This is a genomic window from Micrococcus sp. UYEF5 (genome assembly GCF_040546065.1).
Taxonomy (GTDB): Bacteria; Actinomycetota; Actinomycetes; order Actinomycetales; family Micrococcaceae; genus Micrococcus; species Micrococcus luteus.
In genome coordinates, this window is sequence record NZ_JBEPNB010000004.1 from 68,807 (window position 1) to 92,854 (window position 24,048).

General features: G+C 71.2%; 21 protein-coding genes. 10 read left to right on the forward strand and 11 right to left on the reverse strand.

What is annotated here, in order from left to right:
• Positions 1–101: 101 nt before the first annotated feature.
• A complete protein-coding gene (locus ABIB16_RS05480) occupies positions 102–677 on the reverse strand; it encodes a hypothetical protein (RefSeq protein WP_134416398.1) in 576 nt (191 codons plus the stop codon).
• Positions 678–898: 221 nt separating this feature from the next.
• Between ABIB16_RS05480 and ABIB16_RS05485 the strand changes: the two genes are divergently transcribed.
• Positions 899–1,786 carry a nucleotidyltransferase family protein gene (locus ABIB16_RS05485; RefSeq protein WP_354436104.1) on the forward strand — a complete coding sequence of 296 codons (888 nt, stop codon included), beginning with the start codon at positions 899–901 and terminating at the stop codon, positions 1,784–1,786.
• Positions 1,776–2,108 carry a PqqD family protein gene (locus tag ABIB16_RS05490; RefSeq protein WP_354436105.1) on the forward strand — a complete coding sequence of 111 codons (333 nt, stop codon included), beginning with the start codon at positions 1,776–1,778 and terminating at the stop codon, positions 2,106–2,108. The genes ABIB16_RS05485 and ABIB16_RS05490 overlap by 11 nt, the downstream gene beginning before the upstream one ends.
• A 6-nt stretch (positions 2,109–2,114) precedes the next feature.
• Here ABIB16_RS05490 and mfd read toward each other — a convergent pair whose 3' ends face one another.
• Together mfd and ABIB16_RS05500 are read right to left on the reverse strand one after the other, a co-directional pair.
• Positions 2,115–5,771 (reverse strand): transcription-repair coupling factor, encoded by a 3,657-nt coding sequence (gene mfd, locus ABIB16_RS05495; protein ID WP_324701502.1) that lies wholly within the window; start codon positions 5,769–5,771, stop codon positions 2,115–2,117.
• Positions 5,768–6,832, reverse strand: coding sequence for a MauE/DoxX family redox-associated membrane protein (locus ABIB16_RS05500; protein ID WP_144879255.1), 1,065 nt, complete (start codon positions 6,830–6,832; stop codon positions 5,768–5,770). Before ABIB16_RS05500 ends, mfd begins: the two co-directional genes overlap by 4 nt.
• A gap of 184 nt (positions 6,833–7,016) precedes the next feature.
• On the opposite strand from ABIB16_RS05500, the gene ABIB16_RS05505 reads away from it, so the two are divergent.
• Together ABIB16_RS05505 and ABIB16_RS05510 are read left to right on the forward strand one after the other, a co-directional pair.
• Positions 7,017–7,544: a DUF2505 domain-containing protein gene (locus ABIB16_RS05505; RefSeq protein ID WP_144879253.1), complete on the forward strand. Its 528-nt coding sequence runs from the start codon at positions 7,017–7,019 to the stop codon at positions 7,542–7,544.
• Between the two features lie 83 nt (positions 7,545–7,627).
• Positions 7,628–8,203: an arsenate-mycothiol transferase ArsC gene (locus ABIB16_RS05510; RefSeq protein WP_230260078.1), complete on the forward strand. Its 576-nt coding sequence runs from the start codon at positions 7,628–7,630 to the stop codon at positions 8,201–8,203.
• 47 nt (positions 8,204–8,250) lie between these two features.
• Here the strand turns inward: ABIB16_RS05510 and pth are convergent, their stop codons facing one another.
• From pth to ABIB16_RS05525, 3 genes are all read right to left on the reverse strand, one after another.
• Positions 8,251–8,826: an aminoacyl-tRNA hydrolase gene (pth, locus tag ABIB16_RS05515; protein ID WP_036340560.1), complete on the reverse strand. Its 576-nt coding sequence runs from the start codon at positions 8,824–8,826 to the stop codon at positions 8,251–8,253.
• Between the two features lie 7 nt (positions 8,827–8,833).
• Positions 8,834–9,457: a 50S ribosomal protein L25/general stress protein Ctc gene (locus tag ABIB16_RS05520; protein ID WP_044659564.1), complete on the reverse strand. Its 624-nt coding sequence runs from the start codon at positions 9,455–9,457 to the stop codon at positions 8,834–8,836.
• A gap of 185 nt (positions 9,458–9,642) precedes the next feature.
• Positions 9,643–10,953 carry an O-antigen ligase family protein gene (locus tag ABIB16_RS05525; RefSeq protein ID WP_230277898.1) on the reverse strand — a complete coding sequence of 437 codons (1,311 nt, stop codon included), beginning with the start codon at positions 10,951–10,953 and terminating at the stop codon, positions 9,643–9,645.
• A 168-nt stretch (positions 10,954–11,121) separates the two neighbouring features.
• Here ABIB16_RS05525 and ABIB16_RS05530 point away from each other — a divergent pair, with 168 nt between their 5' ends.
• On the forward strand, positions 11,122–12,519 hold the full coding sequence (locus ABIB16_RS05530) for a tyrosine-protein kinase domain-containing protein (protein WP_020626568.1): 1,398 nt from the start codon (positions 11,122–11,124) through the stop codon (positions 12,517–12,519).
• A 171-nt stretch (positions 12,520–12,690) separates the two neighbouring features.
• On the opposite strand, the gene ABIB16_RS05535 is transcribed toward ABIB16_RS05530, so the two are convergent.
• The 3 genes from ABIB16_RS05535 to rfbB all read right to left on the reverse strand — a co-directional run bounded on the left by ABIB16_RS05535 (position 12,691) and on the right by rfbB (position 15,962).
• On the reverse strand, positions 12,691–13,449 hold the full coding sequence (locus ABIB16_RS05535) for a hypothetical protein (RefSeq protein ID WP_036340554.1): 759 nt from the start codon (positions 13,447–13,449) through the stop codon (positions 12,691–12,693).
• A gap of 70 nt (positions 13,450–13,519) precedes the next feature.
• Complete coding sequence (locus tag ABIB16_RS05540; protein WP_036340551.1) at positions 13,520–14,953, reverse strand: sugar nucleotide-binding protein; 1,434 nt, start codon at positions 14,951–14,953, stop codon at positions 13,520–13,522.
• 13 nt (positions 14,954–14,966) lie between these two features.
• The gene (gene rfbB, locus ABIB16_RS05545) at positions 14,967–15,962 is read right to left on the reverse strand and encodes a dTDP-glucose 4,6-dehydratase (protein ID WP_036340549.1); all 996 of its coding nucleotides are present in this window, start codon (positions 15,960–15,962) and stop codon (positions 14,967–14,969) included.
• A 516-nt stretch (positions 15,963–16,478) separates the two neighbouring features.
• On the opposite strand from rfbB, the gene ABIB16_RS05550 reads away from it, so the two are divergent.
• Positions 16,479–17,309 carry an alpha-1,2-fucosyltransferase gene (locus ABIB16_RS05550; RefSeq protein WP_080695004.1) on the forward strand — a complete coding sequence of 277 codons (831 nt, stop codon included), beginning with the start codon at positions 16,479–16,481 and terminating at the stop codon, positions 17,307–17,309.
• A 51-nt stretch (positions 17,310–17,360) separates the two neighbouring features.
• Positions 17,361–18,200, forward strand: coding sequence for a glycosyltransferase family 25 protein (locus ABIB16_RS05555; protein WP_080695003.1), 840 nt, complete (start codon positions 17,361–17,363; stop codon positions 18,198–18,200).
• 51 nt (positions 18,201–18,251) lie between these two features.
• On the opposite strand, the gene ABIB16_RS05560 is transcribed toward ABIB16_RS05555, so the two are convergent.
• Both ABIB16_RS05560 and ABIB16_RS05565 read right to left on the reverse strand, forming a co-directional pair.
• Entirely contained in the window at positions 18,252–20,219 is a 1,968-nt protein-coding gene (locus ABIB16_RS05560; RefSeq protein ID WP_036340540.1) for a glycosyltransferase, read from the reverse strand.
• 4 nt (positions 20,220–20,223) lie between these two features.
• Positions 20,224–21,084: an alpha-1,2-fucosyltransferase gene (locus tag ABIB16_RS05565; protein ID WP_052001262.1), complete on the reverse strand. Its 861-nt coding sequence runs from the start codon at positions 21,082–21,084 to the stop codon at positions 20,224–20,226.
• A 51-nt stretch (positions 21,085–21,135) separates the two neighbouring features.
• Between ABIB16_RS05565 and ABIB16_RS05570 the strand changes: the two genes are divergently transcribed.
• From ABIB16_RS05570 to ABIB16_RS05580, 3 genes are read left to right on the forward strand one after another with little or no spacing between them, the layout of a single operon-like run.
• Positions 21,136–22,122 (forward strand): glycosyltransferase family 2 protein, encoded by a 987-nt coding sequence (locus ABIB16_RS05570; RefSeq protein ID WP_052001260.1) that lies wholly within the window; start codon positions 21,136–21,138, stop codon positions 22,120–22,122.
• A gap of 21 nt (positions 22,123–22,143) precedes the next feature.
• Positions 22,144–23,013 (forward strand): glucose-1-phosphate thymidylyltransferase RfbA, encoded by an 870-nt coding sequence (rfbA, locus tag ABIB16_RS05575; RefSeq protein ID WP_036340537.1) that lies wholly within the window; start codon positions 22,144–22,146, stop codon positions 23,011–23,013.
• Between the two features lie 24 nt (positions 23,014–23,037).
• Entirely contained in the window at positions 23,038–24,045 is a 1,008-nt protein-coding gene (locus ABIB16_RS05580; protein WP_052001258.1) for a CgeB family protein, read from the forward strand.
• Positions 24,046–24,048 lie beyond the last annotated feature (3 nt).

The window sequence follows — 24,048 nt, forward strand, 5'->3', positions numbered from 1 at the left end:
CGGCTGCGGGGCCAGGTCGTCGCACCGACGGCGCAGGCCCGGGGATGCAGAAGGGCCCCGCCTCTGAGGAGGCGGGACCCTTCGCGGTGGCGCTCAGAACATCAGCAGACAGCCGACGGCGGGGTGGCCGTGAAGCAGGCCTTGTCCACCGCGGCCTCGGTGCACAGGTTGGCCACGGGCTGGCTACCCTTGACCAGAGCCACGCCCAGAGTGGCGCGGATGCAGCCGGCATCGTTGGCCGAGTTGCCGGTGTTGCTCACGACGAACCAGAACGTGCGGGTGTCCCCGGCGGTCCCGGAAGGCTCGAGGATCAGCCGGTCGCTGTTGCCATTCAGCTGCACGCCGCCCAGGCACGGATCCTTGTCGAAGATCATCAGCTGTTCACCGGTGTACGTGCCCTTCTTCTCGAAGTCGATGAGCACGCTCTTCGCAGACAGTCGGATCCGGCCACGCGTCGGGTTGGTCACGGTGACGGAGAAGCCGTAGGCGTGCTTCAGCTTGCCACCTCCACCAGTCGAGTTGCCGGGGTACTTCACCGGTTCCGTGCTCGCGGTGTTGACGCACGAGGGGGAGGCGGCGGCGAACGGGGCGGCGGCGACGGCGGCGACCGCCGGAACCGACCACGCGATGCCGGCGGTCACCTTGCGACGGGAGAGGGTGGAGGTGTTCTTCTGCATGGCTTCACTCGTTTCGAGTCGAGGTGTGGCTTTCGCGCCCGAACGGGGTTACGCGAGTGGACGGAGCACCGCGGGATACTCGGTGAGTATTTGCTGTGGAACTCTCCAGCTGAGTGTAGATGGGCCGCACAGCTCATTGCCAGCCCTGTCGCACATTCCAGGGATGGCACGCCGGCACGGTCACCGATGGACCCTTCTGACGGTCGACTATGCTCGCGGCCATGGGAGAACGAGCGACGGGACAGCGACCGGCCGCCCCGCCGTCCCTGGACCTCGAGGTCCGCGTCCGCCTCGCTCACGCCCGCATCACGCATCTGCTGGACCGGGCCGGCATCCGCGGCCTGCATCTCAAGGGCTACGCCACCGAGCCCGGCGTCTACCCCGACCACCGCCGCAGTTCGGACGTGGACCTGCTGGTCCCTCCGGCCGATGCCGACGCCGTCATCGCACTCCTGGGCTCCCACGGCTGGGAACCGGTCGCCACCTTCTCTCAGGGGTCGATCTTCCAGCACGCGGCCACGCTCTGGCATGACCAGCTGGGGTACGTGGACGTGCATCGGCTCTTCCCCGGCCTCGGCGCGTCCCCCGAGGCGGCCTTCGACGCCCTGTGGAGCGAGCACATCCACCTCGTGATCGCCGGCCGGTCTGTCCCGGTGCCGAGCCCGCGCCATCAGCGGCTCGTCGTGATCGTCCACGCGGCCCGCGACCCGTTCCGCGGTGGCCTCGACGTCCGGCACATCCGGGAGTCCCTCCCCGCCGAGAGCTGGGCCGCCCTGCGCGAGGAAGCCCGCCGACTGGACGCGGGCGCGGCCTGGCACGTCGCCACGGGCGAGGCCGCCGACGGCGTCGACACCCGGCAGCTGACCCTCTTCGCGGCGCTGCACGAGAGCCAGAGCGGTCTTGAGCTGTTCCGCACCCGGTGGCGGTCGGCCGCCACGGTGCGGGAGCGGGCCGCCCTCGTGGCCCGCACGATCCCGGTGAACCGCCCCCATCTGCAGATGCGCCTGGGCCGACCCGTCACCCGCGCAGACCTGTGGCGCGAGCAGCGCGCCCGGCTCGGCGCACTCGCCGGCTGGGCCTGGACGAAGGCGGTGCGCCGTGGCCGGTGAGACCACCGAGGGCTGGGCGCTCGCCCCCGACATCGCGTGGGCCCGCACCGCCGGCGGCCAGACCGCCGTCATGACGCTCGAGGCCGGTCAGCCGCTGCTGCTGAGCGCCTCGGGCGACGTGATCTGGGACGTCCTCGTGGGAGGCCGCACCCCGGAGGACGACCTGGTCGCGGATCCGCCGGCGCCGCTGTCGACGACGGAGGTCACGGTCCAGGTGGCGAAGGCGTTCGGCCTCTACCCCGCCGACGTCGCAGCCGACGTCCACGCCTTCCTCGAGATGCTCGAGGCGCACGGCGTCCTCGTCCGCGTGCGGACGGCCTGACCCGGCTCAGCTCTCCGGCGCGAAGATCGCGTCGACCACCTGCTGCGCCCACTCGAGCAGCGGGACGTCCACGAGATCCTGACCCATGACCGGCTTGGTCTTGGGCCGCGGGATGAGGACGCCGTTCAGGGCCGGCTTGACCTGGGCGCCCTTGTACATGCGGGTCAGGCGCATCTGACGGGACTCCGGCAGGTCCGCGGCGGGGCCGAACTTCACGTTCTGGCCCAGCAGCATCACCTCGGTGACGCCCGCGGCCCGCGCCCGGTTGCGGAACCGGGCGACGGCGACGAGCGCCTCCACCGGCTCCGGCAGCGGGCCGTAGCGGTCCTTGAGCTCCTCCACCACGGCGTCCACGGCGGCGTCGTCCGCGGCCTGGGCGAGGTTGCGGTACATCTCCAGGCGCAGCCGCTCCCCCGGCACGTAGTCGTGCGGCAGATGGGCGTTGACCGGCAGCTCCACCTTCACCTCGGCGGGCGCGGTGTCCTCCTCGCCCTTGAAGTCGGCCACGGCCTCGCCCACCATCCGCAGGTAGAGGTCGAAGCCCACGCCGGCGATGTGGCCGGACTGCTCCCCGCCCAGCAGGTTGCCGGCGCCGCGGATCTCGAGGTCCTTCATGGCCAGCTGCATGCCCGCGCCGAGCTCGTTGTGGGTGGCCACGGCCTTGAGGCGTTCGAGGGCCACCTCGCCGAGGGGCTTCTGCGGGTCGTACAGGAAGTACGCGTACGCCCGCTCGCGGCCACGGCCCACGCGGCCGCGCAGCTGGTGCAGCTGCGAGAGGCCGTAGCGGTGGGCGTCCTCCACGATCAGGGTGTTGGCGTTGGCGATGTCCAGGCCGGTCTCGATGATCGTGGTGGACACGAGCACGTCGAGCTTCCGCTCCCAGAAGTCCACCATGATCTGCTCGAGCCGGGCCTCGCTCATCTTGCCGTGGGCGACGGCGATCCGCGCCTCCGGCACCAGCTCGGCGATGCGCTTGGCCACCTTGTCGATGGTGGTGACGCGGTTGTGCACGTAGAACACCTGGCCCTCGCGCATCAGCTCGCGGCGGATGGCCGCGGTGACCTGCTGGTCCGAGTACGGGCCCACCGAGGTGAGCACGGGGTGGCGCTCCTCCGGGGCGGTGGCCAGCGTGGAGGTCTCACGGATGCCGGTGAGGGACATCTCGAGGGTGCGCGGGATGGGCGTGGCGGACATGGCGAGCACGTCCACGTTGGTGCGCATCTTCTTCAGCGCCTCCTTGTGCTCGACGCCGAAGCGCTGCTCCTCGTCCACGACCACCAGGCCCAGGTCCTTGAACTGCACCTGGTCGGAGAGCAGCCGGTGGGTGCCGATCACCACGTCCACCTCGCCGTGCGCGAGCCCCTCGATGACCTCCTTGGACTCCTTGGCGGTCTGGAACCGGGAGAGCGCGGCCACCTTCACGGGGAAGCCGGCGAACCGGTCGGAGAACGTCTGGTGGTGCTGGCGGGTGAGCAGCGTCGTGGGGACGAGGACGGCCACCTGCTTGCCGTCCTGCACCGCCTTGAACGCGGCGCGCACGGCCACCTCGGTCTTGCCGAAGCCGACGTCGCCGGAGACGAGCCGGTCCATGGGCACGGCCGCCTCCATGTCCTTCTTGACGTCCTCGATGGTGGTCAGCTGGTCCGGCGTCTCGATGAACGGGAACGCCCCCTCCAGCTCGCCCTGCCACGGGGTGTCCGGGGCGAACGCGTGGCCGCGCGAGGCCATGCGGGCCGAGTACAGACGGATGAGCTCGCCGGCGATCTCGCGGGTGGCGCGCTTGGCCTTGGACTTGGTCTGCGCCCAGTCCGAGCCGCCCATCTTGGACAGCGACGGCGTCTCCCCGCCCACGTAGGTGGAGATCAGGTCGAGCTGGTCGGTGGGCACGAACAGCCGGTCGCCCGGGGCGCCGCGCTTCGAGGGCGCGTACTCGAGCACGAGGTACTCGCGGTAGGACTCCTCGGCGCCGGGGGCGGTGCGCGGGCCGCCGGTGACCTTGCGGCGCTGCAGCTCCACGAAGCGGGCGATGCCGTGCTGGGAGTGCACCACGTGGTCACCGGGCTGCAGGGTCAGCGGGTCGACGGCGTTGCGCCGCTTCCGGGCCAGCCGCGCCCCGGGGGCGCGCGTGCCCGCGGTGCGGTGCCGGCCGAAGAGGTCGTGCTCCGTGATCAGGGCGATCTGCGCGTCCGGGATCGTGAAGCCGGAGCCGACGGGCGCCGTCGCGATGGAGACCCGCCCCGGGGCGAGGTCCGCGGGCAGGGGCCCGTCCACCACGGCGGCGGTGAGGCCGGCCTCCGTGGTGAGCTCGGCGAGACGGCGGGCGGAGCCGGGGCCGTCGGTGAGGACCACGGCATGCCACCCCTCCGCGAGCCGGACGCGGGTGTGCGCGACCATGGCCTCGATGTCGCCGGAGAAGGTCTGCGGGACGCCGAGGGTGGCGCGCAGGGTGGCGGCGTCGGGCAGCAGCTCATCGTCCGAGACCAGCGCGGTGACGGACCAGAACCCCTGGTCCTGCTCGAGCGCGGCCGCGCGGAGTTCGGCCACCGTGAGGAAGCCGCCCGCGGCGGACTGGTCCGCCCCGGCCACGTCCACCGGGGCGACCGCGCCCTGCGCGGCACCGGCCCACGCGGCCTGGAGGAACTCCTCGTTGGTGGCCAGCAGGTCGTCGGCGCGGCCGCGCAGGCGCTCGGGCTCCACGAGGACGGTCAGCGACCCGGCGGGCAGCATGCGCGGCAGCGACGTCATGGCCTCGGCCAGCAGCGGGGAGAGGGACTCCATGCCCTCCACGGCCACGCCCTCCGCGATCCGGTCCAGCATGTCCGCGGCGGCCGGCATGGCCGGGATCAGCTCCTTCGCGCGCCGGCGCACGTGGTCCGTGATCAGCAGTTCGCGGCACGGGGGCGCGTACAGCTCGGACGGGTGGCCCGAGCCGTCCTCCGTGGTGTCCTCGAGGGAGCGCTGGTCCGCCACGGAGAACCAGCGCATCTGCTCCACCTCGTCGCCGAAGAACTCGATGCGCACGGGGTAGTCCTCGGTGGGCGGGAACACGTCGATCAGCCCGCCGCGCACGGCGAACTCGCCGCGTCGGCTGACCATGTCCACGCGCGAGTAGGCGGCGTCCACGAGCGCGGCCACCACGCCGTCGAAGTCCCGTTCCTCCCCCGTCCGCAGGGTCACGGGGCTCAGCTCGCCGAGCCCGGCCACGAGGGGCTGCAGCACGGCGCGCACCGGGGCGACGACGATGCGCAGCGGGCCCTCCGCGTGCTCCTCGGGGTGGGCGAGGCGGCGCAGCACGGCCAGGCGCGCGCCCACGGTGTCCGAGCGCGGGGACAGTCGCTCGTGGGGCAGCGTCTCCCAGGACGGAAACAGCGCGGCGGCACCGGCGGGGGCCCAGGCGGCCAGGTCGGTCACGAGGTCCTCGGCCTCGCGGGTGGTCGCGGTGACCACGAGGACGGCGGCGCGCTCGCCGTGGCCCTCGGCCAGCGCCTCGGCCAGGACGGTCAATAGGGGCGCGCGGGCTCCGTCGGGCAGGCCGATCTCCAGTTCGACGCCCCGGGACTCGAGCGGCCGGGCGGCGGAGGCGGCGGCCGCCTCGAGCGCGCGTTCGGCGCGCAGGCGCGGCAGCAGCGGGGCGAGGACGGGGGTGGTCTCGGGGGCGCTCATGCGCGGACCTCCGGGGTGGCGGTGGAGCCGTCCGTGGCGGCGGGCAGTTCGGTGGTCATGATCTCCCGGATCTCTTCGAGGAAGGCGAGGACGTCGTCGGCGCCGCCCACCGGGCCGCCGGCGGTCAGCCGGTCCGTGCCGAGCAGCACCGCGGTGGGGAACGAGTGCAGGCCGAGGGCCTGCGAGGCGGCGCCGGCCGGGTCGGCCAGCACGAGCGACGCGTCGACGGCGCCGCTGTGGATCGCCCCCTCGGCGCCGGGGGCGCGCTGGGGCATGAGGACCCGCAGCCGGACCGGCCCGAGCGCGTCCGTGAACTCGTCCAGCCGCTCGATCACCCGCGCGCAGGAGCCGCACCCCGTGGAAAGGCGCAGGGCCACCACGGCCCCGTCCGCGACCAGCCGGTGCAGACCGGTGTACTCGCCGTCCGCGACCACGACGGCGTCCGGGAACGGGCGGCGTTCGGGCTCGGCCTCGCCCACGGGGTCGACGGCGGCCGGGGCCTCCGCGATGGGCATCGCCGGGGCCGCGTCGGGTGCGGCCGGGACGGACTCGCGCCCGGCCAGGAACGCGGCGGTCGCGAGCAGCACGGACACGAACAGGGCCCAGGCCCACGCGCCGGCGCCGAAGGCGGTGAGCGGCTGCCAGGCCAGGCCCGCGCCGTGCACCGCCAGCGAGACGATCCCCTCGGCCAGGGCCAGGACGGCGAGGGCCAGGAAGACGACGTTGCGGACCACGGTGGTGCGGGAGATCGGGGCGGCCGAGGCCTCGCCGAAGCAGCCGCACGAGACGCCGTCGTCCTGGGCCCGGACCACGAGCGCGAGGAAGGCGGCGAAGAGGGCCACGGCCACCAGGCCGACGACGGGACGCAGCAGGGTGAAGGGCTGCAGGAGGGCGGCGGCGAGCAGCAGCTCGAGCCAGGGGAACGCGCGCGCCAGGGTGGGGGCCGCGAACGGGCGGGGCACCCTGAGTCGGGTGAACGTGGCCTGCACGTCCTCGCCGGAGCGGAGCTTCGCCGTCCCGCTCAGGAGCATGATGAGGGCCACGGCCCAGAGTGCCGACATGGCGGACACACCTTCCAGGGGGTTCACGAGGGGTCGCGCGGCCGGTCCCGGCGCCGTGCACGGGACCCGGGTCGCGGAGGCCAGCATATAAGGTGAGGGATGGACGCCCATCGCCGTCGGCGAACCGGTGCCGGCCCTCTCACGGCCCGCCGGGCGCGGTCCGACTTGACCCCGAGGAGACACCGTGGCCTTTTCCGCTCAGCAGCCCATCCCGCACCCGCCGTCGGCCGTGGCAGCCGCCCTGGCGTCCGAGGACTTCCACCGTTCCGTGGTCGAGTCCTTCGGCGGCTCCCTGGTCTCGTTCTCCGTGGAGGGCTCCCCGGAGGGCGCGATGACCGTCACCGCCGTGCGCTCCCTGCCCGCGGACCGTATCCCGGATCGGGTCCCGGACATGGCCCGCAAGCTCATCGGCTCCGCCCTCCAGGTGGAGCAGGTGGAGCGCTGGGACGCGCCCGCCGCGGACGGCTCCCGCGCCGGCACCACCACCATCACCGTGCCCTCCGCCAAGGCGACGGCGGACGGCTCCCTCCGCCTGACTGCCGCCGGTGAGGGCTCCCAGTTCTCCGTGGACGGCACCCTCGTCTGCCGGATCCCGCTGGTGGGCTCGAAGCTCGCGGCGAAGGCCGAGCCGATGGTCGGCAAGGTCGTCGATCGTCAGGCCCGGGCGCTGTCCTCGTGGCTCGAGCGTGACGGCGGAGCCGCGCGCAGTTGATCTCGTTCGCCCGTCGCCCGGCGCCGACGAGCTCGGCTCCGCCTGCCCGGCGGGGGCGCCGGGCCCTCCCCACGCCGGACGCCGTGCTCATCGTGTGCACCGGCAACGTGTGCCGCTCGGCCTATGCGAGCCGCGCCCTCCAGGGACGGCTGGCGGCTCTGGTCCCCGGCCGGGTGGAGGTCGGCAGCGCCGGCTCCCAGCCGAACCAGGCACTGAGGGTGCCGCCGCCGCTCGTGCGGCTCAGCGCCGAGGCCGGCGTCACCGGGCTGGAAGGCCACCGTCCCGTCGCGTTGCAACCGTTCATGGTCGCGGAGGCGGATCTCGTGTTGGCGGCGGCTCAAGAGCACATGCGCTTCGCGCTGCGGGAGGTGCCGCAGGCCGTCGCGCGGGTGTTCACCGTACTGGAGCTCGCAGCGCTGGTCCGCATCTTGGACGCGCGGGACGGACGGGACTGGATCCCCGCGGGCCGAGGAGTGCGTGCCTTCGCGGCGGAGGCGGCCCACCACCGGGCCCTCGCACGGTCGACCACCCAGCCCCTCGACGTCGTGGACCCGTTCCGCGGACCGGTGGAGGGGTACGCGGAGATGATCCGGATCATGGATCCCGCGCTGGAGACCATCGCGGATGCCCTGGCCCGTGCCGTGACCCCGACCCCCTGAGCGTGGGGCTGCACCCCCGTCGAGGACGTCCGCCCGGGGCGGGAGGCTCAGTGGAACGCCTGCTGGGCGGGCGCGAGCCCGTCCGTGACGATCTTCTCGACGGCGTCCGCCGCGCGGTCCACGTGCAGCGGCAGGGCGTCCTGCTCGGGCTTGGTGAAGGGGCGCAGCACGAAGTCGGCCACGTCCATGCGGCCCGGGGGTCGGCCGATGCCGACGCGCACGCGGGCGTAGTCCTTCGTGCCGAGCGAGGCGGTGATGGACTTCAGGCCGTTGTGGCCGCCCTCTCCCCCGCCGCGCTTGAGGCGCAGGGTGTCGAACGGGATGTCCAGCTCGTCGTGGACCACCACGAGGTCCTCGGGTCCGATCCCGTAGAAGGACGCCAGCGCGGAGACGGGGCGTCCAGAGACGTTCATGTAGCCGGTGGACTTCGCGAGCACGACGCGCGGCCCCCCGATGCCGAGGCGACCCGTGGCCACCACGGCGCCGGCCCGGTGGCGGGTGAACCCGACCCCCATGCGGGAGGCGAGCTCATCCGCCACCATCTGGCCGACGTTGTGACGGGTGCGCTCGTACTCGGGCCCGGGATTGCCGAGCCCGACGATGAGCGTGGTCCCCGTCGTCATGGCGTGATCAGTCCTCGGAGCCCTCGGACTCGCCCTCGGCGGACTCGGCGGCCTGCTCCTCCTGCACGGACTCGTCGCCGAGGTCCTGCTCGACGACCTCCGAGACGGTGGCGATGACGATGTCGTCCTCGAGCTGCAGGGTGGTGCCGGCGGGGACCTGCACGTCCGGGGCGTACACGTGGTCGCCGGCCTCGCGGCCCTCGACGGAGATGGTGACGGCCTCGGGCAGGTCGGTGGCGTCGGCCTCGACCGGCACGGTGACGTAGTCCAGCACGTAGTCGTTGCCGGGGGCGACCTCGCCCTCGACATGCACGGTGACCTCGACGATGACCTTCTCGCCGCGGCGGACCTCGATGAGGTCCAGGTGCTCCACGGTGTCCTTGATGGCGTGGCGCTGGATGTCCTTGGGCAGGACCAGGTGCTCCTCGCCGGCCTCGTTCACGACGGTGAGCAGGGCGTTGGGGTTGCGGACGGCCAGGGTGGTCTCCTGGGCCGGCAGCAGCAGGTGCACGGGATCCTGGCCGTGGCCGTAGACGACGGCGGGGATCAGGCCGGCACGGCGGGCCTGGCGGGCGGCACCCTTGCCGAAGTCGGTGCGGCGGGTGACCTTGATCTTGAGCTGGTCAGACATGATGCGTCCTCCTGTGGGGGTCTCGGCCGCGCAGCCGGGGGCGGCGCGGGATGCGGCCAGGAGGGGGCTTCAGTGCCGCAGCGGGTCAGCATGCTGACGCGCGGCGGCGGCCTCGTCGATCACGGAGCGCGCGCTCCCTCGCCTGGGCAACCTGGACAGGATAGCACCGGTGATGCTCGTCGCGCTCAGCGGCCCGCTCGTCGGGACCGCTCCACGATGCGGTCCAGCTTGCGGCGGTGAGCCCGTTCACCCGCGGACGCGCCGTGGGATTCGTCGTCCTCCTGGGCGCTCAGCAGCAGGCCGCAGCCGAGGACGACGGCGCCGAAGATCGTGATGAACACCTCACCCAGCTGGAGGGAGGTCACCAGGATGATGAGCGCGGCGGCCTCGACAGCCACGCGGGACGGCGATCGGTGCGTCCGGGCGAAGGGCCGCAGGCACAGCCACAGGTAGGCGCCCACCACCACGATCAGGAACGGCCAGCCGCCCTCCACCAGCAGCCCCAGATAGGAGTTGTGGAAGAACATGGTCACGTTGTCCAGATCGACGACGGCGGTGGAGAGCCCCTGGCCGAAGAACGAGGTGTCGGCCACCTTCTCCGCGGACGCCTGCTGGATCTCGGCCCGGAACCAGTCCGTGCCGGTGCGGTCTCCGAAGATGCCGAGGTCGGCCAGGTTCTCCTCGGCCCAGCTGACGAACCAGCCCATGACGACCGCGAGTGCGATACGGAGGACCCGCCCCAGGTAGGGGCTCACGAGGATCCACACGACGGCGCAGAGCAGACCGGCCATCGAGGTCCGCGAGCCGGTGAGGAACGTCAGGGCGGAGCCGGCGCCCAGCACGAGGAGCTTGGGGCCCATGCGCTGCATGGTGGCCACGAGCAGCACGGGCAGGAGCGCGTAGAAGAGGCCGGAGACGTTCTTGTCCCCCAGGAACCCGGTGAGGTAGCCGCCGTAGGTGTCCGGGGCCAGGCCCGCGTAGAAGAGGGGCACGTTGATCAGTGCGCCGGCCGTCATCCCGTAGAGGACGCCCTTGATGTCGATCCTCTCGCTGGCGATGGCGTAGATCAGCAGGATCAGGAGCGTGATCCTCGTGGCGCGACGCGTGGGGTCGAGGTCGTTGTGCACGGTCACCGCGACGAGATACGCCACCAGGGCCAGTGCGACGAGGGCCAGCACGCCGTAGTGGGAGAGGTCCCGGCGGGGCTGCCGGAATGAGGCGAGGAGCAGCAGAAGGATGGCGGAGAACTCCGCGAACGGGATCGGCAGGCCGGGAGCGGTGAACGCATCCATCACCAGGCCGATGGCCAGCACGGCCTCGAACAGCCGCGGTGAGGCCGGCGTGACCAAGGGGTTCCACGGGGAGCGGGTCCACGCGGCCTGACCGTCCGGGACGAGGCCGAGTGAGGCGTGACGCCTGGCAGGCCGGGCCTCGGGTGGCGCGACGGCCCCCATGGCGCGGGCAGCCGTCCGGTCACGGGGCGTGCTCGGGCGCATGGTGCGGAACCTTTCGTGGACGCCGGGCAATACTCGGCTCAGCGTAGCGCGGTGGCGGGCCTCGTCCTCGGGGCCTCAGAGCGCACGGTAGGTGTTGGTACCGTGGACCTGTGCGTTTCCTGGCCACAACGGCCCGCGCATCCCCGTCCATGACCCCCGAGGTGCTCCGTGACGATCGTCGACTTCTTCCGCCTCCTGCGCGCCAACCTCCTGCTGCTCCTGGCAGCAGCCCTTGTGGGGGGTCTGTTGGGTTGGGGCTACTCCGCACTGCAGCCCCGGATCTACGCATCCGAATCTCAGGGGTTCCTCGCCGCCCGGGCTGCAGATCAGAGCCTCATCACCAGCAACCTGCCCGCCGAGAGCCGGGCTCAGGCCTACGTCGCCCTGATCAACAGCGAGGCCGTGCGTGAACGCGTGGCACAGGACACGGGGCAGGACGGCGACGGCTCGCTCTCCGCGGTGCTCGTCCCCGAGTCCAGCATGATCAAGGTGACCGCCACCTCGACCGATCCCGAGACCGCCGCGCAGCTGGCGAACAGTGCACTGCAGGCGACGGCGGACGTGGCGGCGGACGTGGACAAGAACAGCCCGCTGGAGGTCGTGCCGCTGTCCGATGCCCGCGTGCCCTCTGCCCCCGTGAGCCCTGACACCCGGCGCAACGTCCTCTTGGGCGCGGTGGCCGGACTGGGTGCGGGACTCGCCATCGCCGTGCTCCGTCGTCTCCTGGACGTGAAGGTGCGCAGCCGCGCCGACGTGAAGGAGATCACCGGCGCCGGCGTCATCGGGGCCGTCCCGGAGAACGCGTCCCTGACCCGCACGGGCGAGGAGGCCGTGGACCTCGACCCCCGGGCCGGCGAGGCCATCCGGGCGCTGCGCACCAATCTCAAGTTCGTCTCCGTCGACGAGCCGCCCCGCGTCGTCTCGTTCACGAGCGCGGACCCCTCCGAGGGCAAGTCGACCGTCGCATCGAACCTGGCCCGCGCCCTGGCCCTGGCCGGCGAACGGGTGCTCGTGGTGGACGCCGACCTGCGGCGGCCCCGGCAGCACGACCTCTTCCAGGTGGCGGGCGACGTGGGCCTGTCCGAGGTGCTGGCCGGTGAGGTGCAGCCGGACGACGCCCTCGCGGCGACCGGCATCCCGAACCTCACGCTGCTTCCCGCCGGCCGGACGCCCCCGAACCCGTCGGAGCTGCTGGGCTCGAAGCGCATGCGGGCCCTGCTGAAGCTGGCATCGGAGGACTTCTTCGTCATCGTCGACTCCCCTCCCCTGCTGCCCGTCACGGACGGCTCCCTCCTGGCCACGGCCGTGGACGGGACTGTGCTCGTGGTGCGTCAGGGGCGGACCCGCAAGGACCACCTGGAGGCGGCTGTGGAGAATCTCGCCGCGGTGGACGCGCATCTGCTGGGCGTGGTCATGAACGGCGTCGCGCGCTCCCAGCGCGGCGGCGGCTACTCCTACGGCTACGGGTACGAGAGCACGTACCACAAGTCCCATGACAAGTACCTGCAGGGAACCGGCAAGGGCGGAAAGAAGTCCCGTCGGGCCGCACGGGCGAAGAAGGGCTGACGCCAGTCCCCTCCACACGCTGGGGCCCCGCACCTTCCGGTGCGGGGCCCCACTACGTCTGTGCGAGCCGGCCAGTGCTGGCTGCGGCCCCGTCGATCACGGAGCGCGCGCTCCCTCGCCTGGGCAACCCCGACAGGACACCACCCGCACGACGGGGGCGGGTGGCCCGGTTCAGCTGCTCAGCTGCTGCAGATTTGCTGTGGCTTCGGCGTCCGGCGTGACCGCCATGCGCCCCTGAGCGCCGGGAACGTAGGGTCCGCTCGGCCCGTTGCGGCGTTCGAAGCTGAGTGTCATCGGCTGCTGCGGCCCGGTGGGCCCGTCCGGGTCCACGACGATCTCCCGGTATGTCCAGTAGTCCAGGGGCAGGCAACGGTTATTCTCCCACATGGAGAAGTCGGCGGCCTGCACATGGAAGGTCTCGAGGTAGAGCCGCCCGTCACTACGGACGTCCGCCGGGTCAATGGTGCCGGTGTACGTCCAGGTGTAGGGGGTGTACACGAAACCGTCAGCCTTGGTCTGCGCGGCACCCCGCACGGGGCCTGACCACTTCGTCGAATGCCCGGTGGCCGCCTGCCAGGTGATCGGGTTCCGGGTCGCAGTATGAGTGCCGCGCACCCAGTAGACGAGCTTGGCGCCGCTGTAGCTGGCGTCCTTGGAGACGTCGTAGAGGTAGAGCCCCCAGGGCGCGCCATCGGGAGTGGCGCCCCCACGGGAGGGCGCCGAGTTCACCTCGAGAGAATAGCGGCAGCCACCAAGATCACGTGTCGTGTTCAGCACCCAGCCGTTGATGCCGGGATCCTTGCGCAGCGAAGCGGCAAAGGACGGCGCCGCCGAGACCATGGCCACGGCGGGGACAGACCAGGCCAGACCGGTGGCGACGGCGCGCCGGCTCGGGCCTGACGCGGGGGTGGAAGCGGAGCGAGCAGTCATGAGGGGCCTTTCGGGGCGAGATGTATGCCAGATGTATTTTCTTTGAGCAGACGCGATGTCCGCAAGAGTATCAGCGTGTGCCACCCGCCGTTTCTGACAGGTACGTCCGCAGCCGTTCGCGCTGGTCCGGGGCGGTGTAGCCGACGGCGGCCAGGGATCCGAGGTCGAGGGCGCTGTTGGTCGGCCGCGGGGCCACGCCCTCCTTGCCGGCCAGGTACGCGGCGGTGGTCGTGGCGGAGACGCGCGCGGCGTCGTGGCCGGTGTCCTCGAAGACCCACCGGGCGACGTCGTGCCAGGTGACCACGTCGCCGCTGTTGGTCATGTGGAACGTGCCCGTGGGCGCGTCCGTGGTGACCAGGTGCAGCAGGGCGTCGGCGAGGTCGTCGGCGAAGGTGAGGCGGCCGTGCTGGTCGGCGACGACGGCCGGGTCGATCCCGCGCTCGGCGAGGGAGGCCATCGTGGCCACGAAGTTCTTCCCCTCCCCGATCACCCAGGAGGTGCGCACGATCCAGTGCCGCGGCACGGTGCGCACTGCGGCCTCGCCGGCGGCCTTCGACTGGCCGTAGACGCCCAGCGGCGCGAGCGGGTGGTCCACCGGGTGCTCGTGGCCCACGGGGAGGGCGCCGTCGAACACGTAGTCGGTCGAGACGTGGGCCAGGGGGACGCCGGCCTCGGTGCAGCGGCGGGCGAGCTCGGCGACGGCGGTCGCGTTGACGGCCCAGGCCTGGGCCCGGCCCTCGGGCGTCTCAGCGGCGTCCACCGCGGTCATGGCGGACGCGTTGACCACGGCGCGCAGGCCGCGGAAGTGCTCCCGCGGCCAGGACACCGGATCGGTCATGTCCCAGGTGTCCCGGCCGTGGGCCTCGACCGGGATCCCCGCGGCCTCGGCGCGGGCCACGAGGGCGCGGCCGAGCTGGCCGCCGGCGCCGAGCACGAGGATCGGGGCGGGCGGCATGGGGGTGACGTCCGCGAGCATCGGGTGGGCGCGGTCCTTGTCCGAGAGTACGGCGTCCTCGAGCGGGATGGGCCAGGTGATGGCCGCCGTCGGGTCCGCGAGGTTGAGGAACGTGTACTGGCCTTGCGCGTCGGCGGACCAGTGGTCGTTCACCAGGTAGGTGTAGGCGGTGTCCGGTTCGAGCGTCTGGTAGGAGTTGCCCACCCCGCGCGGCACGAAGACGGCCTTCTCCGGGCCGAGCTCCACGGTGGCGACGGCGCCGAAGGACGGCCCTTCCCGCAGGTCCACCCAGGCGCCGAAGATCCGGCCGTGGGCGACGGCCACGTACTTGTCCCACGGTTCGGCGTGGATGCCGCGGGTGGTGCCGACGGCGTCGTTGAAGGAGATGTTGTTCTGCACCGGGGCGAGCGCGGCCAGGCGGGGGTGCTCGGCGGCGAGGGCGCGGATCTTCTCCCGCTGCCAGTTCTCCTTGAACCAGCCGCGGTTGTCCCCGTGGACGTCGAGGTCGAGGACGAGCAGGCCGGGGATGGCGGTCTCGGTGATGCGCATCAGCGGTGCCTCCTCACTGACCCTGGGCGCGGTACGTGGCCTCGACGGCGGCCTTGGCCGGACGCCACCAGGCCTCGTTCTCGCGGTACCAGCGGACCGTGTCCGCCAGACCGGCGCGGATGTCCGTGAACTGCGGCTCCCAGCCGAGCTCGGTGCGCAGGGCGGTGTTGTCGATCGCGTAGCGCAGGTCGTGGCCGGGGCGGTCGGCCACGAGGTCGTAGTCGTCCGCGGGGCGGTCGAAGAGCTCGAGGAGGATCTCCACGATCTCCCTGTTGTTCCTCTCGCCGTCCGAGCCGATCAGGTACGTGCGGCCGATCTCGCCGCGTTCGAGGATGCGCAGCACGGCCGAGGAGTGGTCCTCCGTGTGGATCCAGTCGCGGACGTTGACGCCCTGGCCGTAGAGGCGGGGGCGGACGCCGTCGATCAGGTTGGTGATCTGGCGCGGGATGAACTTCTCGATGTGCTGGTACGGCCCGTAGTTGTTGGAGCAGTTGCTCAGCGTGGCCTGCACGCCGAAGGAGCGCACCCACGCGCGCACCAGGTGGTCCGAGCCGGCCTTCGAGGCCGAGTAGGGGCTGGAGGGGTTGTACGGGGTGGTCTCGGTGAACTTCGCCGGGTCCTCGAGCTCGAGGTCACCGTAGACCTCGTCCGTGGACACGTGGTGGAACCGCTTGCCGTGCTTGCGCACCGCCTCCAGGAGGACGAAGGTCCCGACGATGTTCGTCTGGATGAACGGCGAGGGATCGTTCAGCGAATTGTCGTTGTGGGACTCCGCCGCGTAGTGCACGACGGCGTCCGACTCGGCGACCAGGCGGTCCACCAGGGCCGCGTCGCAGATGTCCCCGACCTCGAGAGTGACGCGGTCCTCCGGCAGGCCGGCGAGGTTCTCCCGGTTGCCGGCGTAGGTCAGCTTGTCCAGGACGACGACGTCGTGCCCAGTCTCGCGGACCACGTGGTGGACGAAGTTCGAACCGATGAACCCGGCGCCGCCGGTGACGAGGAGGTGCATGGGGCAAGGGTAACGGGAGCGCAGGCGGCGAGCATGGTGCCCCATTCGACACTGGCAGGATGGAGCGCCGGCCCCCATGGCCCACGACGGAGTTGTTCCACGAGGTCGAACGGCGCCTGGACTACTTCCTCCCCCTTCTGAGGAACCACCCGGGAGGCGTACGGGGCGAGGTCGAATTGTATCCCGTGGGCTGGACTCAGATCCTCACAGACATTGCCTACCCCTCTCCCACAAGTACCACGAGCACAATCCCTTGGAGAAGGAGATCACACCGCTGGACAAGGCCTATCGCTGCGACGACTCGCAGGCCACGCAATGGACTGGATCTTCGCCACAGCAGTTGGAGGCGTCTGCTCCAGGGGGGAGCGCGGGCAGCCCATCGCCCGAGGGGCCATAAATAGAACCAGCAGGGGGATACCCTCGGGGCGACAATCCCCTGGGCAAGATTGCGAAGCTCGTCACGCTCTAGAAGGCGAAAGGAACGCCTGTTCATGACCGCCCTGTAGATTGCAAGGCATGAGGTTCCTCAACAAAGCGAAGTCACGCGCCCTGACAACCATCCGTCGCGGCGATCCTGTGTCCTGGGTTCCCGATTGGATGGGCTTGGGAAATCTCCTGTATCAAGGGTTGTGGGCGTTCGAAGGCCACACGCATCGAGAGTCGCGCAGGGTCCTATTGCACCCCAAACGCGAGGCAGCGGTCGCACTCTTCCCCACTTTGCGGGAGCGCTACTTCATCCCGAGGGACCGCGTACCCTTCACCGCTCGACGGGTGATGCCGTGGCGAGAGGAGTCCCCGCAGCCGGTGCCCTATCAGCCCGCCGAACTCAGGAGCTTCATACGTGAGGTGTTGCTCTCCGGCTCCCCCGTCGCCTTGGACCCGGATGGCCTCTCCAAGGATGATGTCATCGTGAACGTGCGGCGGGGCGACTACTACTCGGTTCCCCAGCATGAGGCCGAGTTCGGAATGGACCAGGTGGCCTACATTCGGGCCGCCATCAGCCGAACAGCGGCGCTCTCCGGCCCCCTCTCACGGATCGTGGTGATTTCGGACGGCCTAGACTGGTGCAGGGAGCATCTCGGTCCCGTTCTCGGCCTTCACGGCGAGGTGGTCTATAAGGACGGCGACCTCTTCCACGATCTGCGCGCCGTCGTGCATGCCCGCCGCCTGATCATCACGAACTCCACCTTCTCCTATTGGGGTGGATACATCGGCGACGAGTTGCACCCGGGCCGTCTCGTCATTGCACCGGCACTGTTCAGCCGTAACCTCAACGGTGGTCGTGCTCACCAGCTCAGGCCTTCGTGGACCGTGCTGGAGGAAGGGTGCGGGGACCTCGCCAGGTAGCCCTCTGTCGGAACCTCGGAAAGGGGAACCGCCCTTGGCTATGCTGGGCGCATGGTTCATTCAAGCCGGTTGGAGCGCCGGGTTTGCATCTCGCTCACCGACAGTGATCGACGCCCCCGGTTCATGGATGGGCCGGGGGCCGCCTGGTTCCGCTTTTACGATGCGTTCAACGGCTCCACCTCGGATCCGTCCCCTTACTTCAATGTGGCCCGCTACCGCGAGCACTACCCCGGTTCACCCACCCCCGGCCAGGCGGGATGCGCCATCAGCCACTTCCGTGTCCTCGAGTCCTTCGCGTCGAGCACAGGCCCCGACGACGGGGTGGCTCTTATCTCCGAGGACGACGTCCTCATGCCGACCGAGACGGAGGCGGTCCTCAACTGCATCCTAAAGGACAACTCCTTCGACATCGCCGTGCTGGCAGATCGCGCCCCCACGAACCCCTCGCTCGCGTTCCACCGCATTCTTATGACCGAGTCCCAACTCTCGCTACTGTCTCGCCCCATTGTGCGCGGGGGCCGAATCCGACGGATCGGCCGGTTCGAGGGAAATCCATACACGACAGCCTTTTATCTGGTCACTCGCTCGGGTGCACGCAAGCTCGTCTCGGGACTCGTAGAAGATGCGGGCGGCCCCTGGACCATCGCCGACGACTGGCCGCTGTTCCGGGACAGGTACGGTCTCGACATTCGCGTGCTGAGACCCGGGCTGGTGACCTATATGGGCGGGTCCACGACGCGGGATGCGGAGTCCCTTGCCCGCGATGGCGAGACGCCTGGCCACGCCGATGGTCTCCTGGTCCGCCTGAAGACGGCGGTAGCGCTGCGCTCGCGATGGCAAGCCTCGCGTCTCGCCGTTCGGGCCACCGCGCACGACATCAAGGCTCGCTGAGGCGACCCGGCGAGCCGCCGCGGCGGCCCGCCAGGCAGGAGGGTCCGTAGATCAGAACCCGACGGCGGAGGCCCCGTCCATCAGCCGCCGTGGTGGGATCCGCTTCAACAGCCGGTAGCGGACCATACCCTGCAGGGCGCCCAGGTGCCCGCCGGCGATTCGGGCGTGGCGTAGCCGCGCGCCGCGCTCGCGGGTGACGACGTAGGCCGGAAGGTGGCGAGCCACCTCCGTGGCCGACACCCGCCAGCTCGGCCCACTCATGCCCTCGTGTCGGTGGCGGATCCACAGCAGCATCCTGCCGACCTGCTGGATCCGCTGCTGCCGGAAGACGGTCTGCGGGGTGGACCGCAGGCGATAGTGGACGACCGCATGCGGCGCGTGCACGACGACCACCCCGCGGCGCTGGGCGCGCCAGGAGAAGTCCGTCTCCTCAGAGCCACCGGGGAAAGAGGAGTCCATCCCGCCAGCCGCGAGGTACATGGAGCGGCGGACGCCGAAGTCATTACCCGCCACGGTGGGGAGGTGCCCGGCGAACCCGCCATGCACCACCGGATACCCCGTCGCGTCCGTGCCGGGCACGCCGACCTCGGAAGGGATGTCATAGGCGGCGAGCACGGCGGCGTCGTTGAACCGCCGGTGGAGGAGGGTACCCACGGCCAGGGCGTCCTCCCGCGAGCGCACGGCCGCGGCGAGCTCCCGGACCCACTCGGGCCCGACGAAGTCGTCTGCGTCGCAGAAAAGCAGGACCTCTCCCGCAGCCGCCAGGGCCCCGACGTTGCGGGCGTGCGAGGCGCTCGCCGGCCCCCGGGCGTCGACCACGGTCACAGTGAGACCGTAGCGCTTCGCGGCCTCGCGGGTAGCCGACACCGTGCGGTCCGTGCTCCCATTGTCGGCCACGATCACCTCGAACTCCGGAGGGTCCACCTGCACGGCCAGGCTCTCGATCTGCTCGGCGATGTAGGCCTCGGCGTTGTACGCCGGGATAATCACACTGACCAACTCGGGATCGCCGGGTTCCCCTGCGCCCTGCCGCACTTCCCCGGGGAGCGCCGGGTCGTCGGGGCCAAGGCCCAGGCCGACCTGCGGTGTGGGACGACGGCGCAACAGGTGGTACTCCACGGCTCCCGCGAGCGTGCCGGCGGCCATCGCCGTCCGCGAAGCGAGCCCCCGCCAGTCCGCCGTCGTCGGATGGGCCGCCATCTTCAGCGCCGCCCCCAGGCACCGCACGGGCTCGCTCGCCCACGTCGTGGCTCGAGAGCGGTCCCACACGCCATAGCGATCCGCCAGGAGCGCATGGGCCTTCGCGGACCGGAACGCGATCTTGCGAGCCGCCCGCGGGCTGGCCTTGCCCCGGGAGGCGACCCTTACCTGCGGCATCTCCACCAGCCGGTGCCCGGCTCGTAGGACGCGGAAGGCGAGGTCGTTGTCATCGCCCGCGTGGGGGAATGACTGGTCGAAGCCACCTACGGCTTCGAGCAACTGACGCGATGCTCCGAAGTCGCCCCCCATCAGCACGGGGAAGGGGCCGGAGACCTCCCGGCCGGGTCCGTCCTGCGGCTGCAGCTCGTCTCCGAGCCGGTCGCGGACGGCGTCCAGTCCCTGGTCGAAGATCTCGGCGGGAAGGTGCGTCACGCTACCCGTCCAGATCGACGTCGTGCCGAAGGCCGCCGCCCCGGCGGCCACCCAGTGCCGCGAGACGACGTCGTCCGCATCGCAGAACATGACGTAGGGGGCGCGGGCGGCGGCGATCCCCCTGTTGCGGGCGTAGGAGGACCCCTGATGCGCCTCAGCCCGGACCACCCTGAGCGAGGGGCCGGACTCCATGAAGGGCCGCATGGCGCCCTGTAGGTCGTCGGTGGAACGGTTGTCCACGACGATGACCTCGAACGGGGGCGCACCGACCTGCGTGCGGAGCGCCTCCAGCTGCAGCGGCAGGGTGCGCGCGCCGTTGTAGACGGGGATCACCACGGACACCGACGGCGCCGTGGGGGTCGAGGCGCTGTGGGCGTGGATGGACATGATGTCAGGCCTCTTCCTGGATTCGGTCCGGCATGGAGAACTCGTCATCGGGGATCGCCGTCCACTCGGGGAGGAGCAGCGGGGACTCCCCGTCGCTGTAGAGGCGGTTGAAATGGAGCGGGGCGAAGACGGTCCTCGGGCGCTCCCATGCGGAGCGCGCGGTGGCGAGGTACCCGCCCCAGTACGAAAACGTGGAGTTGCCCAGGATCAGGTCTCGCGCCACGGCCAGCTGCGCCAGGTCCTCGAACATGTCGTGCGGGGTCGGCATAAAGTCGACGGACCTCCCCTTCCCGAGGAAGCCGAGGTGCGCGGCGCACCAGCCCGGGTCGTCGGACACGACGACGACACGCTCCTGCCGCTCGGCCGGGATGCGCCGGAGCGCGGCATGCACGTAGCCGGGGATGTCGAAGCCGAAGACTGCCCTGAGGCCGGCGTCCGCGTAGTAGTCGCCGCGTCGCACATTGACGACCACGACGCCGTCCGGGCGAGCGGCCATCCGGCTGCGGAAGGACTCGCTCGCGAGCAGCAGCTCGCGCGCGAAGTCCCGCAGGTCCTTGAAGCGGAAATCCTGCCCCGCCTGCTGCCCCCACTCCACCGTGCGCCTCTGCCGCCAGCCCACGTCCGCCTCGTCGACCGTCAACGCCTGCAGCAGGGGGAACTCCTGGAGCCACGGGTCCATCTTGGGCTTGTGTCGCACGAGCCATCGCTCGCCGGTGTGCCGCTGCCGCGCCCACGCCGTCGCCCACAGGTAGAGGTAGTTCCCCCCGTTCATGGGCTCGGCGCCCCAGATGACGAAGGGCTGCTGGGTGCGTACCAGGGAGAGCGCCCGCGCACGGGCGGCGGCGGCAGGATCGCGGCGGGCCATGCCGCTACCCTACCGAGAGGACCTCTCCTCCCCGAGACGGAAGCGATCACTGTGGACCTCCTCTCCCCGGCGCGTGCCCTCAAGCACCGCGCCTTCCTGGCCCGCAAGGACGCGGAGCTTCGCGCAGAGGCCCGCCGCCTGCGGGCGGACCCCGTCTTCCGGGCCCAGTACTCGGCCGCCGAGGCCGGTCTCGAGGTTCCGCCGCTCGAGGACCATCCGGGGCCCTGGGCGATCGCCATGGTGCGCAACGAGGCGGACGTCATCGAGACGGCGGTCCGTCACCTCGTGCGGCAGGGCGTGGACCACCTGCTGATCGTGGACAACCTGTCCGAGGACGACACCCCCCAGGTGCTGGCACGACTGGCGGAGGAGTTCCCCCATGTGCACGTCGGCACGGACCGTGAGGCGGCCTACTACCAGTCCGCGAAGATGACCCGCCTGGCCGACCTGGTCTCCGCCGCGGGGGCCCGGTGGATCATCCCCTTCGACGCGGACGAACTGTGGTTCGCCCCGCAAGGCCGGCTGGTCGACGCCCTCACCGGCTCGGGGGCGCCGGTGCGCCGGGCCCACCTGTACAACCTCTTCCCGACGCCGGACGGGCAGCAGTGGCGCCTCGACACCGCCCGCCACTTCGACGACAAGGTCGCCTTCCGCGCATGGGAGGGGGCGGTCCTGGCGATGGGCAACCACGAGGTGAGCCGCCCGGGATCCCGCGAGGGCGAGGGGCTGCGCATCCTCCACCTGCCCTGGCGGTCCTTCGAGCAGTTCGCAAGGAAAACCCGCATCGGTGCCGCTGCGGTGGCCCTGGCGGACCTGGACGGGGACAAGGCCTACCACTGGCGCTGGCTCGGCTCGGCCTCGGAGGACGAACTGCGCACCGTGTGGCGTCGGCTCCTGTCCGGTGAGGCGGTCGCGAACGCCGCCTGGTATCCCCGGGGGACGCTGCGCCCGATCGGGGACACGTTGCCGTCGTCGTGGGCCGACGTCCAGGCGCTGCTGGGCCCGGGCCCGGCGGAAGGCAACGTGCTGAGCCGGTGAGGCCCCGATAGAGTCGCCACCATGAAGGGCATCATCCTGGCCGGCGGCACGGGCTCCCGGCTGCACCCGATCACCCACGCCATCTCGAAGCAGCTCGTGCCGGTGTACGACAAGCCGATGATCTACTACCCGCTCTCGACGCTCATCCTGGCGGGGATCAGCGACATCCTGGTGATCACCACCCCCCACGACGCCGGCCAGTTCCAGCGCCTTCTGGGGGACGGCTCCCAGTTCGGGATCTCCCTCACCTATGTGCAGCAGCCCTCCCCCGACGGTCTCGCCCAGGCGTTCCTCCTGGGAGAGGAGCACATCGGCGACGACCACGTGGCCCTCGTGCTCGGGGACAACATCTTCTACGGGCCGGGGATGGGCCAGCAGCTGCGGCGCCACACCGAGGTCCACGGGGCCACGGTGTTCGGCTACTGGGTGGCCGACCCCACCGCCTACGGCGTCGTCGAGTTCGACGGCACCGGGCGGGCGGTCTCCCTCGAGGAGAAGCCCACGGCGCCGAAGTCCCACTACGCCGTGCCCGGGCTGTACTTCTACGACAACGACGTCGTGGAGATCGCGCGCGCCCTGAAGCCCTCTGCACGTGGTGAGCTGGAGATCACCGACGTCAACCGCACCTACCTGGAGCGCGGCACCCTGAACGTCGAGGTCCTCCCCCGGGGCACGGCCTGGCTGGACACCGGCACCTTCCACGACCTCAACGACGCCTCGAACTTCATCCGCACCATCGAGTCCCGCCAGGGGCTCAAGGTCGGAGCGCCGGAGGAGGTCGCCTGGCGCCAGGGCCTGCTGACAGACGACGAGCTGCGCGAGCGCGCCGAGCCGCTGGTGAAGTCCGGGTACGGCCGGTATCTCCTGGACCTGCTCGAGAACGCCCGCTGAACCGGCGCGCACCCCGGAGAACCCATGACTCTCGACATCCTGTACGTCCGCCCCAGGGGCTCCGGCTGGGGGCCCGTCGCCGAGCTTGTGGCCCTCGCTGCTCGCCTCTTCGACGCCCGCGTGGCGGTGGTGGATGACCACGGGGAGGTGTCGCTGTTCCGGAAGACGGCAGCGTCCCTGCCCCGGGGTCGCCGGCGCCCGGGTCACCACCTCCTCGTCGTCGCCCCCCACGCGGGCATGGCCGCCTACGCGGCCCGGCCCCGTCTGTGGTTTCCGGGTTACGACTCCACCGCGGTGTGGGTCATCGACTCGTTCTGGACCGACAGGACACCGCGACTCCTGCGCGGCACCGCCCACGTGGATCGGGTGTTCATCACGGACCCCCAGCTCGTCGAGGAGTGGGAGCAGATCACCGGCACCCCGGTCTCCGTCCTGCCCTGGGGCGCGGACACAGCGCTCTACCCCGGCGCCGCGCAACACCGCGGCATCGATGTGCTGCGCCTGGGCCGCCAGCCCGAAGCCTGGGCGGACGACGACGCTACGGCCCTGGAAGCCCACCGGCAGGGCCTACGGTTCGCGGGGCGCCCGCCGACGAGTGACGACCCGGGCCAGAACCAGCGCAACGTCCGAGAGGCCCTCATGGGGGCGAAACTGGTGCTCGCATTCTCGAACCTCGTCAGCCCCGCTCCGTACACCCATCCCACACGGGACTACCTGACCGGCCGGTGGATGGATGCACTCGCGGCCGGATGCCTCGTGGCGGGGACCGCGCCAGCCGCAGCGACGAGCACGCTATGGGACGGGGCCACGCTGGAGATCTCCCCGACGTCGCGTGAGGATGCCTGGCCCATCCTGACCGCGGCCGCCGAACGCTGGTCCCCCGAGCGAGCTGCCGAGCAGCAGGAGTGCGCGCGTCGCACCCTCGACTGGCGATGGCGCCTGCGACAGATGGGCACCGTGATGGGGTGGCCCGAGCCGCCGCGTCTGACCCAAGAGCTAGAACGGCTGATCTCGTCCCCTCAGCAAGGCTGAACC

What these genes read in the sequence shown, in the direction of transcription:
- ABIB16_RS05480 (WP_134416398.1), bottom strand. Translation starts at nt 677, where the DNA reads ATGCAGAAGAACACCTCCACCCTCTCCCGTCGCAAGGTGACCGCCGGC.
- ABIB16_RS05485 (WP_354436104.1), top strand. Translation starts at nt 899, where the DNA reads ATGGGAGAACGAGCGACGGGACAGCGACCGGCCGCCCCGCCGTCCCTG.
- mfd (WP_324701502.1), bottom strand. Translation starts at nt 5,771, where the DNA reads ATGAGCGCCCCCGAGACCACCCCCGTCCTCGCCCCGCTGCTGCCGCGC.
- ABIB16_RS05500 (WP_144879255.1), bottom strand. Translation starts at nt 6,832, where the DNA reads ATGTCGGCACTCTGGGCCGTGGCCCTCATCATGCTCCTGAGCGGGACG.
- pth (WP_036340560.1), bottom strand. Translation starts at nt 8,826, where the DNA reads ATGACGACGGGGACCACGCTCATCGTCGGGCTCGGCAATCCCGGGCCC.
- ABIB16_RS05520 (WP_044659564.1), bottom strand. Translation starts at nt 9,457, where the DNA reads ATGTCTGACCAGCTCAAGATCAAGGTCACCCGCCGCACCGACTTCGGC.
- ABIB16_RS05525 (WP_230277898.1), bottom strand. Translation starts at nt 10,953, where the DNA reads ATGCGCCCGAGCACGCCCCGTGACCGGACGGCTGCCCGCGCCATGGGG.
- ABIB16_RS05535 (WP_036340554.1), bottom strand. Translation starts at nt 13,449, where the DNA reads ATGACTGCTCGCTCCGCTTCCACCCCCGCGTCAGGCCCGAGCCGGCGC.
- ABIB16_RS05540 (WP_036340551.1), bottom strand. Translation starts at nt 14,953, where the DNA reads ATGCGCATCACCGAGACCGCCATCCCCGGCCTGCTCGTCCTCGACCTC.
- rfbB (WP_036340549.1), bottom strand. Translation starts at nt 15,962, where the DNA reads ATGCACCTCCTCGTCACCGGCGGCGCCGGGTTCATCGGTTCGAACTTC.
- ABIB16_RS05550 (WP_080695004.1), top strand. Translation starts at nt 16,479, where the DNA reads ATGAGGTTCCTCAACAAAGCGAAGTCACGCGCCCTGACAACCATCCGT.
- ABIB16_RS05555 (WP_080695003.1), top strand. Translation starts at nt 17,361, where the DNA reads ATGGTTCATTCAAGCCGGTTGGAGCGCCGGGTTTGCATCTCGCTCACC.
- ABIB16_RS05560 (WP_036340540.1), bottom strand. Translation starts at nt 20,219, where the DNA reads ATGTCCATCCACGCCCACAGCGCCTCGACCCCCACGGCGCCGTCGGTG.
- ABIB16_RS05565 (WP_052001262.1), bottom strand. Translation starts at nt 21,084, where the DNA reads ATGGCCCGCCGCGATCCTGCCGCCGCCGCCCGTGCGCGGGCGCTCTCC.
- rfbA (WP_036340537.1), top strand. Translation starts at nt 22,144, where the DNA reads ATGAAGGGCATCATCCTGGCCGGCGGCACGGGCTCCCGGCTGCACCCG.
- ABIB16_RS05580 (WP_052001258.1), top strand. Translation starts at nt 23,038, where the DNA reads ATGACTCTCGACATCCTGTACGTCCGCCCCAGGGGCTCCGGCTGGGGG.